Source organism: Streptomyces viridochromogenes (assembly GCF_001270495.1).
Taxonomy (GTDB): domain Bacteria; phylum Actinomycetota; class Actinomycetes; order Streptomycetales; family Streptomycetaceae; genus Streptomyces; species Streptomyces viridochromogenes_A.
Map to the genome: position 1 here is coordinate 15,644 of NZ_LGUR01000206.1, position 16,375 is coordinate 32,018.

Annotated in this window: 5 protein-coding genes; all 5 read left to right on the forward strand. The window is 73.1% G+C overall.

Features of this window, described 5'->3' with window-relative positions:
- Window positions 1-29: 29 nt before the first annotated feature.
- From panD to ADK36_RS25000, 5 genes are read left to right on the forward strand one after another with little or no spacing between them, the layout of a single operon-like run.
- The gene (gene panD, locus ADK36_RS24980; protein WP_383834796.1) at window positions 30-485 is read left to right on the forward strand and encodes an aspartate 1-decarboxylase; all 456 of its coding nucleotides are present in this window, start codon (window positions 30-32) and stop codon (window positions 483-485) included.
- 3 nt (window positions 486-488) lie between these two features.
- Window positions 489-707, forward strand: a complete 219-nt coding sequence (locus ADK36_RS24985; protein WP_048584467.1) for an MbtH family protein — start codon at window positions 489-491, stop codon at window positions 705-707.
- The gene (locus ADK36_RS24990; protein ID WP_053199111.1) at window positions 707-3,943 is read left to right on the forward strand and encodes a non-ribosomal peptide synthetase; all 3,237 of its coding nucleotides are present in this window, start codon (window positions 707-709) and stop codon (window positions 3,941-3,943) included. Before ADK36_RS24985 ends, ADK36_RS24990 begins: the two co-directional genes overlap by 1 nt.
- Window positions 3,940-8,538 (forward strand): non-ribosomal peptide synthetase, encoded by a 4,599-nt coding sequence (locus ADK36_RS24995; protein ID WP_063784520.1) that lies wholly within the window; start codon window positions 3,940-3,942, stop codon window positions 8,536-8,538. The genes ADK36_RS24990 and ADK36_RS24995 overlap by 4 nt, the downstream gene beginning before the upstream one ends.
- On the forward strand, window positions 8,535-16,373 hold the full coding sequence (locus tag ADK36_RS25000) for a non-ribosomal peptide synthetase (protein WP_053199115.1): 7,839 nt from the start codon (window positions 8,535-8,537) through the stop codon (window positions 16,371-16,373). Before ADK36_RS24995 ends, ADK36_RS25000 begins: the two co-directional genes overlap by 4 nt.
- The last annotated feature ends 2 nt before the right edge of the window (window positions 16,374-16,375 follow it).

The window sequence follows — 16,375 nt, forward strand, 5'->3', positions numbered from 1 at the left end:
CCTCACCTAAGTAATCTCCTCAGGGGGTCATGGTGCACCGCACCTTGCTGAACGGCAAGATCCACCGAGCCACCGTCACCCAGGCAGATCTGCACTACGTGGGGTCCCTGACGATCGATCAGGACCTCATGGAAGCCGCCGACATCGTCGAGGGCGAGGCCGTCCAGGTCGTCGACATCGACAACGGCGCCCGGCTCACCACCTACGCCATCACCGGCGAACGCGGCAGCGGCGTCATCGGGATCAACGGCGCCGCCGCCCATCTGGTCCACCCCGGTCACCTGGTGATCATCATGTCGTTCGCCGCACTCGACGAGTCCGAGCGCGCCGCCCACCGGCCCCGGGTCGTCCACGTCGACAAGGCCAACCGGGTCGTCGCGCTGGGCGCCGATCCCGCCGAACCGGTCCCGGGCGCGGCCGACCAGTTCACCGGAGCCTTCACCCACACCGCGCCACGTCAGTCCGGCGAGCAGGAGAGGAACTGAGCCATGGCCAACCCCTTCGACGACGAGAACGGCGTCTTCCGCGTCCTGGTCAACGACGAGGGCCAGCACTCCCTGTGGCCGGACTTCGCACCCGTACCCGAGGGCTGGTCGTCCGTGCACGGCCCCGACGACCGGGCCGCCTGTCTCGAGTACGTCGAGCGGAACTGGACGGACATGCGCCCGCGCAGCCTCGCCGAGGCCATGCGCCAGGCCGAGGGCTGATGGCCGGCCGCCCGGCCGTGGAGGACGTCCTCCCCCTGTCGCCCATGCAGGAGGGAATGGTCTTCCACGCGCTGTACGACGCACAGGGCCACGACGTCTACACCGGCCAGACGGCCCTCCGCCTCGAAGGGCCGCTGGACGCACCGCGCATGAGCACGGCCGTCGGGAAACTGCTCGCCCGGCACGCCAACCTGCGGGCCGCGTTCCGTACCCAGCGCTCCGGACGGCCCGTCCAGGTGATCAGGAGCGCGGTCAGGGTCCCCTGGCAGGTCACCGACCTGTCCGCCCTGCCGCCCGACGAGCGGGAGCCGGCCTTCCAGCGGCTGCTGGCGGAGGACCGGGCCGAGCGGTTCGACCTGGCCCGCCCGCCGCTGCTGCGGTTCGGGCTGGTCACGTTCGACGACCGGCACCACTGCCTGGTGATCTCCTCGCATCACCTGCTCTGGGACGGCTGGTCCGCGCCCGTCCTGGTGCGGGAACTCTTCCAGCTGTACGCCTCGGGCGGCGACCTCGACGCCCTGCCGCGCGTCCGGCCCTACCGCGACTACCTGGCCTGGCTGGCCCGCCAGGACCGGGCGGTCGCAGAACGGTCATGGCGGGCCGCCCTGTCGGGACTTGACGAACCGTCACTCATCGCGCCCGACGCCCGGGACCTTCCGGCCGAGGAGCCCGAGCGGCACGCCTGGGAACTCTCCGAGCAGGACACCGAGGCGCTCGCCGCCACCGCCCGGGCCCACGGGCTGACCGTCAGCACCGTGCTCCAGGGCCTGTGGGCGATCCTGCTCGGCAGACTGACCGGCCGCACGGACGTCGTCCTCGGCGCCACCGTTTCCGGCCGCGACGCCGACGTCCCCGGCATCGAGTCCATGGTCGGCCTCCTCATCAACACCCTGCCGGTCCGCGTACGGCTGCGTCCCGCGGAGCCGCTCGCGGACCTGCTCACCCGGCTCCAGTCCGAGCAGTCCGCCCTCCTCGACCACCGCCACCTCGGCCTCGCCGACATCCAGCGCGCCACCGGACACACCGTCCTCTTCGACACCCTGCTGGTCTTCGAGAGCTACCCCATCGACGACGAGGGCATCGCCCGGGCGCTCGGCACGGACGGCCCCCGCATGACCGGCGTATCGGTCCACGACGCCACCCACTACCCGTTGACGCTCACCGCCCTGCCCGGCGCCCGGCTGACCCTCACGCTCAGCCACCGGCCCTCCGCGCTGGACGGCCCGGCGGTGAGCCGTGTCGCGGCCCAACTGAACACTCTCATCGGGGAGTTCATCGAGCAGTCGACAACCCCGGTGGCCCGGCTCGGGCTTGCGCCGGTGCCGCAGCCGGTCGACGACCTGCCCGCCCCGGACGAACACCCCCTCCCGCATCCCACGGTCCGCGCTCTCTTCGAGGGCCAGGCGGCCCGCACCCCCGACGCCCCCGCCGTCCTCCATGGCGACACCACCCTGACCTTCGCCGAACTCGACGCCCGAGCCGACCGGTTGGCGGCCGCCCTCGTCGCGCGGGGGGCCGGTCCGGAGTCCGTGGTCGCCGTCGCCCTGAACCGCCGCCCCGACCTGGTCACCGCACTTCTCGCGGTACTGAAGGCCGGAGCCGCCTGCATGCCGGTCGACCCCGGCTACCCGCCCGACCGCATCGCGCTCATGCTCGACGAAGCCCAGCCCGAGCTGGTGATCTGCGATCCGGCGACAGCACAACAGCTCGGTATCGAACGGCAGTTGGTGTGCCCGCCGACCGCGGAGGCCGCCGTACCGCTGCGACAGCGACCGCACCTGTCGCCCGACCACCCGGCCTACGTCATCTTCACCTCCGGTTCCACCGGCCGTCCCAAGGGCGTCATCGGAACCCAGCTGGCCCTGGCCAACCGCCTCCACTGGGGCCGGGAGCTGGGCCACGACGACACGCCGGACCACCCACCCCATGACGCACCGGGCGTCCGCGTCTCGAAGAGCCCGCTGAGCTTCATCGACGGCCTCACCGAACTGCTCGGCGCCCTCGTCGCGGGCGACGCGGTGGCGCTCGCCGACGACGAGGCGACCGGCGACCCGACGGCCCTCGCCGCGCTGGCCGACCGCCACCGAGCCACGCTCCTCACGGCGGTCCCCAGCCTCTACACCACCCTCGTCGAAACGGCTCCGCCCGGCACCTTCTCCTCCGTCCGCACCTGGATCTCCAGCGGCGAAACCCTCCCCGGTGAACTGGCCGACGCCCTCACCCGACGCTGGCCCCAGGCCCGTCTGGTCAACCTCTACGGCTGCTCCGAGGCGGCCGGCGACAGCCTGACCCACCTCCACGACGGCGGCGAGGGCCCAGTACCCCTCGGCAGGCCGATCGCCCACACCCGCGTGCACGTCCTCGATCCGTTCCTGCGACCGTCCCCGCCCGGCGCGGTCGGCGAGCTGTACATCGCCGGCGACGGACTGGCCCGCGGCTACCTCGGTCAACCCGGCCGCACCGCCGAACGCTTCGTCGCCGACCCCTTCGGCCCCCCGGGCAGCCGCCTGTACCGCACCGGCGACCTGGCCAGGATCCGGCCGGACGGCTCGGTGGAGTTCCTCGGCCGGGCCGACGACCAGGTGAAGATCCGTGGCTTCCGGGTCGAACCCGGCGAGATCGAGGCCGCGATACGCGCGCTGCCCGATGTCGGCCGGGCCGCGGTCGTGGCCACGCAGGGCGGGCCCGCGGAGGACGGCTCGGCACCGCGACGCCTGGTCGCCTACGTCGTGGCAGACCCCGGTGCCGCACTCGACGCCCTCGCCCTGCGCCGCGCCCTCGCCGAACGGCTCCCCGCTCACCTGGTCCCGTGGGCGGTGGTGATCCTGAAGGAGCTGCCGCTCACCCCCAGCGGCAAACTCGACCGACGCGCCCTGCCCGCCCCCGACTTCACGGAAACGTCCACCTTCGAACCACCCCGCACCGAACCGGAGAAGGTGCTGTGCGGACTGTTCGGCGAGGTACTGGGGCTGGAACGGGTCGGCATCCACGACGACTTCTTCGAACGCGGCGGCGACAGCATCGTCTCCGTCCGCCTGGCCGACCGCGCCCGCAGAGCCGGACTCGCTCTCTCCCCCCGGGACGTCTTCACCCACCGCACCCCGGCCGGGCTCGCCCGCGCCCTGCCCGACGAAACCGCCCCCGCGCCCGAGGAGTTCACCCCGACCGGCGCCCCACTCGTGTCACTCAGCCAGTCGCAGCTCGACAACGTCAAGGCGAGGTGGAGGACTCGATGAGCAAGGCACCCGGGGACGACGGTTCCCTGGTCGAGGACGTCCTGCCGCTCTCCCCGCTCCAGCAGGGCCTGCTGTTCCACGCCCTGTTCGACGAGAGCGTCCAGGACGTCTACACCATGCAGTCCCTGGTGGAGATCGAGGGCCCCCTGCGCCCCGCCCTCCTGCGCACCGCCGCCGAGGAACTCTTCGCCCGCCACGCCAACCTCCGCAGCGCCTTCCTCCACGAGGACCTGGACGAACCGGTGCAGGTCGTGCTCAAGCAGGTCCCCGTGAACTGGGCCGAGGCGGACGCCACGGGAGCGGACGAGACGGCCCGCCTGATCGCCGAGGACGCCACCGCCCGCTTCGACCTCACCGACCCGCCCCTGCTGCGCCTGACGCTGGTCCGCCGCGCCACCGACCGCTGGCTGCTGATCATCACCAACCACCACCTCCTCCTGGACGGCTGGTCCATCCCCCTCCTCGTCCGCGAACTCCTCCAGCTCTACGCCGCCCAGCTCGCTCCCGGCACCACGGCCCCGCTGCCCGCCGTACGCCCCTACCGGGACTTCCTGGCCTGGCTCGCCTCCCGCGACCGCGAAGCCGCCGCCGACGCCTGGCGAAAGGCGCTGACCGGAGCGGCGCCGACGGTACTCGCACCCTCGGCGGCCGGGCCGGTCCCGGTGCCGCCCGAGCTGCACACGCTGCGGCTGACCGAGCAACTGACCGCTCAGCTCCAGGAGTTCGCGAGAGGCCGGGGTGTCACGGTCAACACGGTCGTGCAGGGCCTGTGGGCCTTGCTGCTGGCCCGACTGACCGGCCGGGACGACGTGGTCCTCGGCGCGACGGTGGCGGGACGCCCCGCCGAACTCGCCGGCGTGGAGTCCATGATCGGCCTGTTCATCAACACGGTGCCGGTCCGGGTGACCGTACCGCCGGGGGAAGGGGCGGGTGCCTACCTACGGCGCCTCCAGGACGAACAGTCGCGCCTGATGGACCACCAGCACCTGGGCCTCACCGAGATCCAGCGCCTCACCGGAGCGGGCGACCTCTTCGACACCCTGCTCGTCTTCGAGAACTACCCGATCGACGAGGCAGCGGTCGCCGAGGCGGAGACGTCGGCCGGGCTGCGGATCGTCGAGGTCAAGGGCTCGGGCGCCACCCACTACCCGCTGACCCTGGCCGTACTCGCCGAGCAGCGGCTCGGCATCGTCTTCGAGTTCCGCCCCGACTGCTACACCCGTACGGCGGTGGAGGAGCTGGCCGCCCGCTTCGAGCGCCTCGTGCGCACGGTGCCGGCCGACCCGGACGCCCCCTTGGCCACCCTGGACGTCCTCGCGCCCGAGGAGCGTGCCGCGCTGCTGACAGGCGGGGTGGGGGAGCTGCTGCCGACGCCGTCGTACCGCACGATGCCGGAGGTGTTCGAGGCGCAGGCGGCCCGCACGCCGGACGCGGTGGCGGTGGTCGGGGAGGGCAGGAGCCTGACGTTCGCGCAACTGAACGTCGCCGCGAACCAACTGGCCCGACTGCTCGTCGAGTTGGGGGCGGGGCCGGAGCAGATCGTAGCGTTCGCACTCCCGCCCACCCCTGACACGATGACAGCGCTCCTGGCGATCCAGAAGGCGGGCGCGGCGTATCTGCCCCTGGACCCGGCATGGCCGCAGGAGCGCATCGCCGGGATGCTGGCGGATGCAAGCCCGGTGGCACTCATCACCACGACGCCTGCAACGCCCCTTCAGGGGCGCGGGGCTGTGACATATGCGGCTCCGCCGCGTGGGCGCGACCAGCCACAGTCGGCCCGCAGCCACCATCCGGCGTTTCCACCCGAGCGCTCCGTCTTCCTGGACGCACCCGACACCCATCAGCGCCTCGCGAACACCCCCGCCTCCAACCTCACCGACACCGACCGCCTGGGCCCCCTGCTCCCAGAACACCCCGCCTACGTCATCTACACCTCCGGATCCACCGGCCGCCCCAAGGCCGTGGTTATCCCTCAGCGAGCCATAACCAACCTCTTCGCCGCCCACAACACCGCCCTGCACGGACCGGCCTCCACCGCGACCGGCGGAGCCCTCCGTGTCGGCCACGCCTGGCCGATCGCCTTCGACGCCTCCTGGCAACCCATGCTGTGGATGTTCGCCGGCCACGAACTGCACCTGGTCCCGGAGGACATCCGCCGCGACCCCACCGCCCTACGGGACTTCCTCGCCCGCCACCGCATCGAGTTCATCGAGCTCTCCCCGTCCCTGCTCGGCGAACTCGTCGCCCAGGGCGGCGACTGGCAGGCCGACCTGAAGGTGCTCGGCGTCGGCGGCGAGGCCGTACCACCCGACCTGTGGCGCATCCTGCGGGACACCGACGGACTCGTCGCGCACAACCTCTACGGCCCCACCGAATGCACCGTCGACTCGGCGGACTGCGACCTCGCCCTCACCGAGCGACCCGCCATCGGCCGCCCCGTGGCGGGCGGCACGCTCTACATCCTGGACGGGCACCTCAACCCCGTGCCGGTCGGCGTCGAGGGCGAGCTGTACGTGGCCGGCGCGGGCCTGGCCAGGGGCTACCTCGGCCAACCCGCCGCCACCGCGAGCCGCTTCGTCGCCGACCCCTTCTCCGAGAGCCCCGGCACACGCATGTACCGCACCGGCGACATCGCCCGCTGGACCGCCGACGGCCTGGTGGAGTGCCTGGGCCGGGTCGACGACCAGGTCAAGATCAGGGGCTACCGGATCGAACCCGGCGAGATCGAGGCGGTGCTGCTGGAACACGACCTGGTCGAACGGGCGGCGGTCGTCGTCCGCGAGGACACACCCGGCGTACGGCGCCTCGTCGCCTACGTCATCCTGGCGGGGTCCCCGTCCGAGCCGCCGGCCGAGGACACGGCGGAGTCGCTGCGCCGCGCCGTGGCCGCCGTACTGCCCGACTACATGGTCCCGTCGGCCTTCGTCCCGGTGGACGGCTTCCCCCTCACCCTCAACGGCAAGCTGGACACCGCCGCCCTCCCGGCGGCCTCCCGCTCCGCCGCCGGGCCGGCCGCGCAGCCGCCCCGGAACGCGGTCGAGGAACGGCTCGCCACACTGTTCGCCCAGGTGCTGGGGCTGGACTCGGTCGGCGTGCACGACAGCTTCTTCGCCCTCGGCGGCGACAGCATCGTGTCGATGAGGCTGGTCAGCCAGGCACGGGCGGCGGGGCTCGCGATCTCGCCCCGCGACGTCTTCGAGCGGCCCACGATCGCGGAACTCGCCGAACGCGCGGACACCACCGGACGCGCGGGGAGCACCCCCGAGCGCCGCGCCACCGACCCCGAGGCGGGAACCGGCGACATCCCCCTCACCCCCGTCCTGGCCTGGCTCACCGAACAGAACGGCCCCTTCCGCGCCCTCAGCCAGGCCCGCTTCCTGCGCACCCCGCCCGACCTGGACCTCGACGGCCTGCACCGCACCGTCCAGTCCGTCCTGGACCACCACGACCTGCTGCGCTCCACCTTCGCCCGCGCGGCGGACGGGCCCTGGCGCTTCCACGCCGCGCCCGCGGGCACGGTGCACGCCGCCGACTGCGTGCGCCGGATCGACGCCGAGCGCCTGGACCACACGGCGATCGGCACACTCGTCCCGGAGGCGATGGACGAGCTGGTCGCCGAACTCGACCCGGCCGCCGGGGCGATGGCCCGGTTCCTCTGGTTCGACGCCGGCGGGGGTCGCGAGGGCCGGCTTCTGGTCGTACTGCACCACCTGGTGACCGATGCCGCGTCCTGGGGCGTACTCGTCGCCGACCTGGCCGCCGCCTGGGAGGGCCGGGACCTGTCACCGATCGGCACCCCCTTCCGGGAGTGGGCGCGGGAGCTCCAGAAGCTGGCGCCGGGCCGATCGGCCGAACTCGCCCTCTGGCAGGGCGTGCTGGACCGACCCGAACCGCCTCTCGGAACCGGCCCTCTGGACCCCGCCCGGGACACCAGGGCCACCCTCCGCAGGCACTGGACCACCTTGGGTCCCGACCTCACCGAACCCCTGACCACCGCCTCCGTCCAGGACGTGCTGCTCACCGCGCTGGCACTCGCCGTACCGGCCTGGCGCGGCGCACCCGACCGCTCCCTGCTGGTCGCCCTGGAGGGCCACGGCCGCGAGGAGCACCTCGTGCCGGGCGCCGATCTCTCCAGCACCCTCGGCTGGTTCACCAGTGTCTTCCCGGTCCGGCTGGATCCCGGCCCACAACCCGGCGCGGACCAGGTGCGGCGGATCCGCGACCAGCTGGCCGCACTGCCCGACAAGGGCATCGGATACGGCCTGCTCCGCCACCTCGATCCGGACTCGGCCGCACGACTCTCCCAACTCCCCGAACCCCAGATCCAGTTCAACTACCTGGGCCGGATGGCGATGGGCGAGCGCCGTGAGGACCCCTTGTTCACCAGCGCACCCGAGACCGGCGCCATGGGCAACGGCGCCGACCCCGAGATGCCCGCCCCCTACACCCTCGTCGTCGATGCGGTGATCACCGGAACCGAACTCTCGGTGTGCTGGCAGTGGCCGGAACGGCTCTTCACGGAGCCGGAGATCGGGCGGCTCGCCGCGCTCTGGACCACGTCCCTCGAACTGCTCCTGAAAGGCGGAGACCAGTGACGGAGACCTCCACCGCCGACCTCGCGGCCCGCAAGCGCGAACTCCTGCGCCGCAGGCTGGAGAACGCCGGCCTGGCCAATACCGCCGCCCGTGCGGAGCGGATCCCACCACGGCCGCCGGAGCCGGCCCGGCTGCCGCTGTCGTACGCCCAGTCCCGGATGTGGCTGCTCCAGCAGCTCGACCCGGCCAGCCCCGCCTACAACGTCTGCCTCGCCATCCGCCTGCGCGGCCCCCTCGACCCGGCCGCCCTCCGCACCGCCTTACAGGGCCTGATCGACCGCCACGAGATTCTGCGCACCCGCTACCCGGCGACCGCCGACGGCACCCCGGAGCAGCTCGTCGACACCGAGGCGGAGGTGGAGTTCGCCACGGCGGACCTGCGCGCCCTGCCGGAGGACGAACAGGAGCGCCGGGCGACGGAACTGGCCCGAGCCGCCTCGGCCACCCCCTTCGCCCTCGCCGTCGAACACCCAGTGCGCACCCTGCTCATCCAGCGAGCGGAGCAGGATCACACCCTCGTCCTGACCGTCCATCACATTGCGTGGGACGGAGGGACGTTCAACGCCCTTTCCAACGACCTGTCCGCCCTCTACCGCGCGGCAGCCACCGGCGATTCCACCCGGCTCGAACAACTCCCGCTCCAGTACGGCGACTTCGCGCACTGGCAGCGCACCACGTGGACCGACGAGCGACTGGACGGGCACCTCGACCACTGGCGCACCGCCCTCGTCCCCCCGCCCCGCCCTCTCGCCCTGCCCACCGACGCCCCACGCGCCGCCGGCCCAACCACCCAGGGTGACCGCCGCTTCCGCACCTTCGACCCCGACGTCACCGACCGGCTCACCGCCTTCGCCCGCAACGCCGGCGCGACCCCCTTCATGGTGCTGTTCGCGGCACTGGCCGCCCTGCTGCACCGCACCACCGGCGCCACCGACATCCCCATCGGCTCGGCCGTCATGAACCGCGACCTCCCCGGCCTCGAGCAGCTGATCGGCAACTTCGGCAACACCCTCGCCCTGCGCGCCGACCTCGAAGGCGACCCGGGCTTCGCCGAACTCGTGGAGCGGGTCCGGCAGTTGTGCACCGACGGGTACGCCCACCAGGACATGCCGTTCGACAAACTGGTGGAGCAGCTGAAGCCGGAGCGGCAGCCGGGACGCGCCGTCTACTTCGACGTCATGCTCCTCTTCCTCACCCAGGGGCTCGAAGGACCGCGGTTGCCGGGGGTGACCGCCGAATGGGAGACCGTCCACAACGACACCACCCAGTTCGACCTCTCCCTGGAGGCGTTCCTCACCGGCGGCCGCCTGCGGATCGAGGCCACCTACCGCAGCGGTCTGTTCACCGCGGACACCGTCGACCGGCAGCTCCGGCACCTGGAGACGCTCCTCGCCTCAGCCCTCGCCGACCCCGAACTCGCCGTCTCACGGCTGCCGTTGATGACCGAGGCCGAGCGGCACCGGGTCCTGGAGGAGTGGAGCGCCACCGACCACCCCGTCCCCGTCACCCATCTCACCGACCTCCTCGCGCAGCAGGCCGCCCGCACCCCCGACGCGCCCGCCCTCGTCGCCGACGACGGCCGGCCGGCCCTCGACTACGCCGGCCTGCACGCCCGCGCCAACCGCCTCGCCCGGCTGCTGGTCTCCCACGGCGTGGGCCCCGAGCACCGCGTCGGCGTGGCCCTGGACCGCGGAACCGACCTGGTGGTGGCGCTGCTCGCGGTACTCAAGGCCGGTGCCGCCTACCTTCCGCTGGACACCGGATACCCGGTCGAGCGGCTGGCCTTCATGGTGGAGGACGCCGAGCCGACGCTCGTGCTGACCGCCCCGGACACGGCCCGGATCCTGCCGCCCGGAGTGCCCCTGATCCTGCTCGACACGGACACCACCGCCTTCGACGCCGCCGAGCTCACCGACGACGACCGGCTTCAGCCCCTGCGCCCCGAGCACCCGGCCTACGTCATCTACACCTCCGGCTCCACGGGCCGCCCCAAGGGGGCCGTCGTCCCGCACACCGGGATCGTCAACCGGCTGCTGTGGATGCAGGAGACGTACCGACTGGGCCCGGACGACCGGGTGTTGCAGAAGACGCCGGCCGGGTTCGACGTGTCCGTCTGGGAGTTCTTCTGGCCGCTGATCACCGGGGCCGTGCTCGTGCTCGCCCGCCCCGGCGGCCACCGCGACCCCGGCTACCTCGCCGAGCTGATCCGCGACCGCCGGGTCACGACCGCGCACTTCGTCCCCTCGATGCTGCGCGTCTTCCTCGACGACCCGGCTGCCGGGCGGGCGCGCGATGTGGTCCGCCGGCTGGTGTGCAGCGGAGAAGCCCTCCCCACCGAACTCGCCGAACGCGGCGCCGAGTTGCTGCCCGACACCGAGCTGCACAACCTGTACGGGCCCACCGAGGCCGCCGTGGACGTCACCGCCTGGCCGTGCGCCGAGGGGACGAGGTCCGCCGCTGGTTCCGTACCGATCGGCCGCCCGGTGTGGAACACCCGCACCCTCGTCCTGGACGAGCACCTGCGCCCGGTGCCGCCGGGCGTCACCGGCGAGCTCTACCTGGGCGGCGCCCAGCTCGCCCGCGGCTACCTCCGCCGCCCCGGCCTGACCGCGGGCCGCTTCGTCGCCGACCCCTACGGCCCGCCCGGCGCCCGCCTCTACCGCACCGGCGACCTGGTGCGCTGGAGCGCCCGGGGGGCGCTGGAGTTCCTCGGCCGGTCGGACGACCAGGTGAAGATCCGCGGCTTCCGCGTCGAGCCGGGCGAGACGGAGGCCGCCCTGGCCGCGCTGCCCGGCGTGTCCCAGGCGGCGGTGACGGTGCGTCAGGACCAGTCGGGTGAGCCGAGGCTGGTCGCCTACGCCGTAGCCCGGCCCGGCACCTCCCTGGGGCCGTTGCGGATCAGGCAGGACCTCGGCGAGACGCTCCCGGAGCACCTGGTGCCCGCCGCCGTCGTCCTTCTCGACGACCTGCCGCTCACCCCGAACGGCAAGCTCGACCGCGCGGCCCTGCCCGCCCCCGACCTCTCCGGCCTCACCACCGCCACCGTCCCCCGCACCCAGGCCGAGGCGACCCTGTGCGCGCTCTTCGCCGACCTGCTGGGTCTGCCCTCGGTAGGCATCCACGACGAGTTCTTCGCCCTCGGCGGCCACTCCGTCCTGGCCAACCGCCTGGTCGCCCGCATCCGGGCCGAACTCGGGGCCGTCGTCCCCCTGCGGGCGGTCTTCGACACGCCGACCGCCGCCGCGCTCGCACCACTCCTGGAGGCCCCGGCCGCCCAGCGGCGCCCCGCGCTGCGGTCGGCCGCCCGGCGCCCGGACCCGGTGCCGCTGTCCTCCGCACAGGCCAGGCTGTGGTTCCTGTACCGGCTGGAGGGGTCCAGCCCGACGTACAACATCCACACCGCCGTACGCCTGACAGGACCGCTCGACGCGGCCGCCCTGCGCACGGCCCTCCACGACGTGGTCGACCGCCACGAGGCGCTGCGCACGATCTACCCGGACGACGACGGCACGCCCTGCCAGCGGATCCTGGCGGACGCCGCCGTGCCCTTCGAGGTCGTACCGACCCGGGCCGGGGAAGTCGAGGCGCTGCTCAGCGAGGCCGCCGCGTACTCCTTCGCGCTGGATGCCGAGATCCCCGTACGGGTCACGCTGTACGCCCTCGCCCCCGACGAGCACGTTCTGCTGCTGCTCGTCCACCACATCGCCACCGACGGCTGGTCGGCGGAGCCACTGCTGCGCGACCTGGAGACGGCCTACGCGGCCAGGCTGCGCGGCACCCACCCCGCATGGCCACCGCTCGCCGTCCAGTACGCCGACTACACGCTGTGGCAGCTGAGGTCGCTCGACGACGGCGGCCTTGCCGACGCCGAACTGAACTACTGGACAGGGCAGTTGGAGGGGCTGCCCGAGGAACTCCAGCTTCCCGTCGACCGTCCGCGCCCGGCCGTCGCCGGATACCGGGCCGGTGCCGTGGACTTCACCCTCGACGCCGGGGTCCACCGCCTGCTGCGCGACCTGGCGGGGGAGGCGGGCGGCACCGTCTTCATGGCGCTCCAGGCCACCCTCGCGGTCCTGCTCCGCCGCCTGGGCGCCGGGGACGACATCCCGCTCGGCACCCCGGTCGCCGGCCGGGGCGACGCGGCCCTCGACGACCTCGTGGGCCTCTTCGTGAACACCCTGGTGCTGCGTACCGACGTCTCCGGCGACCCGACGTTCCGCACGCTGCTGGCCCGGGTGCGCGAGACGGACGTGGACGCGTACGCCCACCAGGACCTGCCGTTCGAGCGGCTCGTGGACGCGCTCGCCCCGGCCCGCTCGATGGGCCGGCATCCGCTGTTCCAGGTGATGCTCGCCCACCAGCAAGTCCCGGACAGGACAAGGGACTTCGTGGGACTGACGCTCAGTGAAACGCGCGTCGACCACTACACGGCGAAGACCGACCTCGCCTTCCACGTCTTCGAACGGCCGGGCGGCGACGGCATCACCGGCGCGCTCGTCTACAGCCGCGACCTGTACGACCACGAGACCGCCCAGGACATGGTCGAGCGGTTCGTGCGGCTGGCGGGCGACCTGGCCCGGCGCCCGGACCTGTCCGTGGCCCTCGCCGACGTCCTCACCCCGCGTGAGCGGGCCCTGATGCTGGGGGAGTGGAACGACACCGCGCACCCCATGCCCGCCACCACCCTCACCGCACTGGTCGAGGAGCAGGCGGCGCTAACTCCCGACCTCACGGCCGTGGAGTACGGCATCGAGGGCGGTACACGACTGACGTACGCCGAGCTCAACGCCCGCGCCAACGGCCTGGCCCAGCAGCTGACTTCGCTGGGCGTCGGGCCCGAGCGCCGCGTCGGCATCCATCTGGAACGCTCGGTGGAGATGGTCGTGGGCCTGCTCGCCGTGCTGAAGGCGGGCGGGGCGTTCGTGCCGCTGGAGCCCTCCTGGCCGGCGCGCCGGATCGCCGAGGTGTGCCGGAGCGCGGCGCTGACGGCGGTGCTGGGGAACCAGGGCGAGGGGGCGGCCCTCGGGGACGACGCCCCGCCGTTCGTCGAGGTGCGGCTGGACGGCCCGGTACGGCCGGAGAACCCGGACGTCCCGGTCGACCCCGAAGGACTCGCCTACGTGATCTACACCTCCGGATCCACCGGAGTCCCCAAGGGCGCCATGATCCGCCACCGGGCCATCGCGCACCGCCTGCTGTGGCAGCGGGGCCTGCTCGGCTTCGGCACCGAGGACGCGGCCCTGTTCAAGGCGCCGCTCGGCTTCGACATCTCCATCAACGAGATCTTCCTGCCGCTGGCGAACGGCGGCCGGGTGGTGATCGCCGAGCCGGGTGGCGAACGCGATGTCGACTACCTCCTCGACACCGTCGAACGTCACCGGGTCACCTTCACTTACCTCGTCTCCTCGATGCTCGACCTGCTCCTGGAGCTGGACGGCTTCGCCCGCAGGGCCCGCTCGCTCAAGCACGTGTGGTGCGGCGGCGAGGTGCTCACCCCCGAGCTGTTCGCCCGCTTCCGCGCCGCGAGCCCGGCCGTGATGTACCACGGGTACGGACCGGCCGAGGCCACCATCGGCGTCAGCCACGTCGTCTACCGCACCGGCGCCATCCGCAGCGCCGTCTCCATCGGGCGGCCCAACGGCAACACCCGGCTCCACGTCCTCGACGACCGGCTGCAGCCGGTGCCGGTCGGGGTGCCCGGCGAGCTGTACGCCGGCGGCGTCTACCTCGGCCGCGGCTATGTGAACGACCCACGCCGCACCGCCGACCACTGGGTGGCCGACCCCTTCGGCCCGCCCGGCGAACGGCTCTACCGCACCGGCGACCTGGTGCGGTGGCAGCGCGACGGCACCCTGGAGTTCCTCGGCCGGGCGGACAACCAGGTGAAGATCCGGGGCATGCGGGTCGAGCTGGAGGAGATCGAGGCGATCATCGAACAGCATCCCGGCGTCCGGCGCGGCGTGGTCGTCATCCGGGAGGACGCCCCCGGCGTCAAGCAGCTCGCCGGGTACTACCTGGCCGCCGACGGCCTCGCCGACCTGCACGGCTGGCTCCGGGAACGGCTGCCCGAACACATGGTGCCGCGCACGCTCACCGCCCTTGACGCCTTCCCGCTGCTGCCCTCCGGCAAGGTCGACCGCGGCTCCCTGCCGGCGCCCCAGGCCCCGGCCTCAGGCGCACCGACCCGCGCGCCCGCCGACGAACGCGAGCGCCGGCTGTGCGAGTTGTTCGCGTCCGTCCTCGGACTGGGCCGCGTCGACGTCGACGACAACTTCTTCGAGCTCGGCGGCGACAGCATCGTCTCCATCCGGCTGGTGACCCTGGCCCGCAAGGCGGGCCTCGCCCTGAGCCCCCGGCAGGTCTTCCAGACGCCGACCCCGGCCGGTCTGGCGGCGGCCGCCGCCGAGCACACCGAACCCACCCTCGTCGACGAGCCGACCGGCGAGGCGGAACTGACCCCGGTCATGCGCTGGACGGCAGGCCCCGACGGCTCCTACGGCGGCCTCGCCCAGGCCGTCCTGCTCGTGACCCCGCCGGATCTCACCCACGACGCCGCCGTCGGCGTACTCCAAGCGGTACTGGACCGGCACGACATGCTCCGCGCCCGGCTGACGGACCAGCTGGTGGTGCCCGCCGAGGGCGCGGTGCGAGCGAGTGACCTGCTGAGTGAGGTGCGGGACGCGGCACTCGACGACCAGCTGGCCGCCGCCGTGGCCCGGCTCGAACCGGCGGCCGGGCGCATGCTCCAGGCCGTCTGGTTCTCCGACGCCCGGCGGCTGCTCCTCGTCGCCCACCACCTGGTCGTCGACGGGGTGTCCTGGCGGATCATCACCGCCGACCTGGCGGAGGCATGGCGGTCGGGGCGAGCCCTCCCACGCACCGGCACCTCGTTCCGCACCTGGAGCAGGCTCCTGGGAGAGGAGGCCGGCAAACCTCACCGAGTGCGCGAACTCGCCTGGTGGAGCCGTGAGTTGGAAGGGGTACATCCCCTCCTGGAGCGCGACCCGGGCAGCACGGGAAGCCTGGGCGGACACACGCTCGTCCTGCCGGACGACGTCACCGCCGCTCTCCTGACCTCAGTCCCGGCGGCCTACCATGCCGCGGTCCCGGACGTCCTGCTCACCGCCCTCGCGCTCGCCGCCGCGGCCTGGCGGGAGCGGCGCGGTGACCTGACCGGCCGCTCGCTGCTCGTCGGCCTGGAAGGGCACGGGCGCGAGGAGGACATCGCCGAGGGCGTCGATCTCTCGGCGACGGTGGGCTGGTTCACCACGTTCCACCCGGTCGGCATCGACCCCGGCCCGCTGGACCTCGACGAGGCACTGTCCGGCGGACCCGCCGCGGCCACGGCGCTCAAGCGGATCAAGGAGCAGCTGCGTGCCGTACCGGACCACGGCCTCGGATACGGCCTCCTGCGCCACCTCAACCCCGACACCGCGCCCGCCCTGGAGAAACTGCCGCAGCCGCAGATCCTCTTCAACTACCTCGGCCGTTTCACCGCGTCCGCGGGCGAGCCCTGGGAGCTGGCCCCCGAGGCTCCGATGCTGCGGGTGCCGCAGGACAGCGGGCGCCCCCCGGCCTGCGGACTGGAGATCAACACCGTGGCCGTGGAACAGGCGGGCGGCGTCCAGCTGCACGTCTCCGCCTCCTGGCCGGACGTGTTCCTGACCGAGTCCGAGGCGGGAGACCTGCTCGCCCTCTGGGAGCGCGCCCTGCACGGCCTCGCCCGGCATGCCGACGACTCCCCGGCAGGTGGCCTCACCCCGTCGGACCTGCCCCTGGTCGAACTGACCCAGGAGGACATCGACGACTTCGAGAACGACTTCGACGACTTCTGAGC

What these genes read in the sequence shown, in the direction of transcription:
- ADK36_RS24995 (WP_063784520.1), top strand. Translation starts at nt 3,940, where the DNA reads ATGAGCAAGGCACCCGGGGACGACGGTTCCCTGGTCGAGGACGTCCTG.
- ADK36_RS24985 (WP_048584467.1), top strand. Translation starts at nt 489, where the DNA reads ATGGCCAACCCCTTCGACGACGAGAACGGCGTCTTCCGCGTCCTGGTC.
- panD (WP_383834796.1), top strand. Translation starts at nt 30, where the DNA reads ATGGTGCACCGCACCTTGCTGAACGGCAAGATCCACCGAGCCACCGTC.
- ADK36_RS24990 (WP_053199111.1), top strand. Translation starts at nt 707, where the DNA reads ATGGCCGGCCGCCCGGCCGTGGAGGACGTCCTCCCCCTGTCGCCCATG.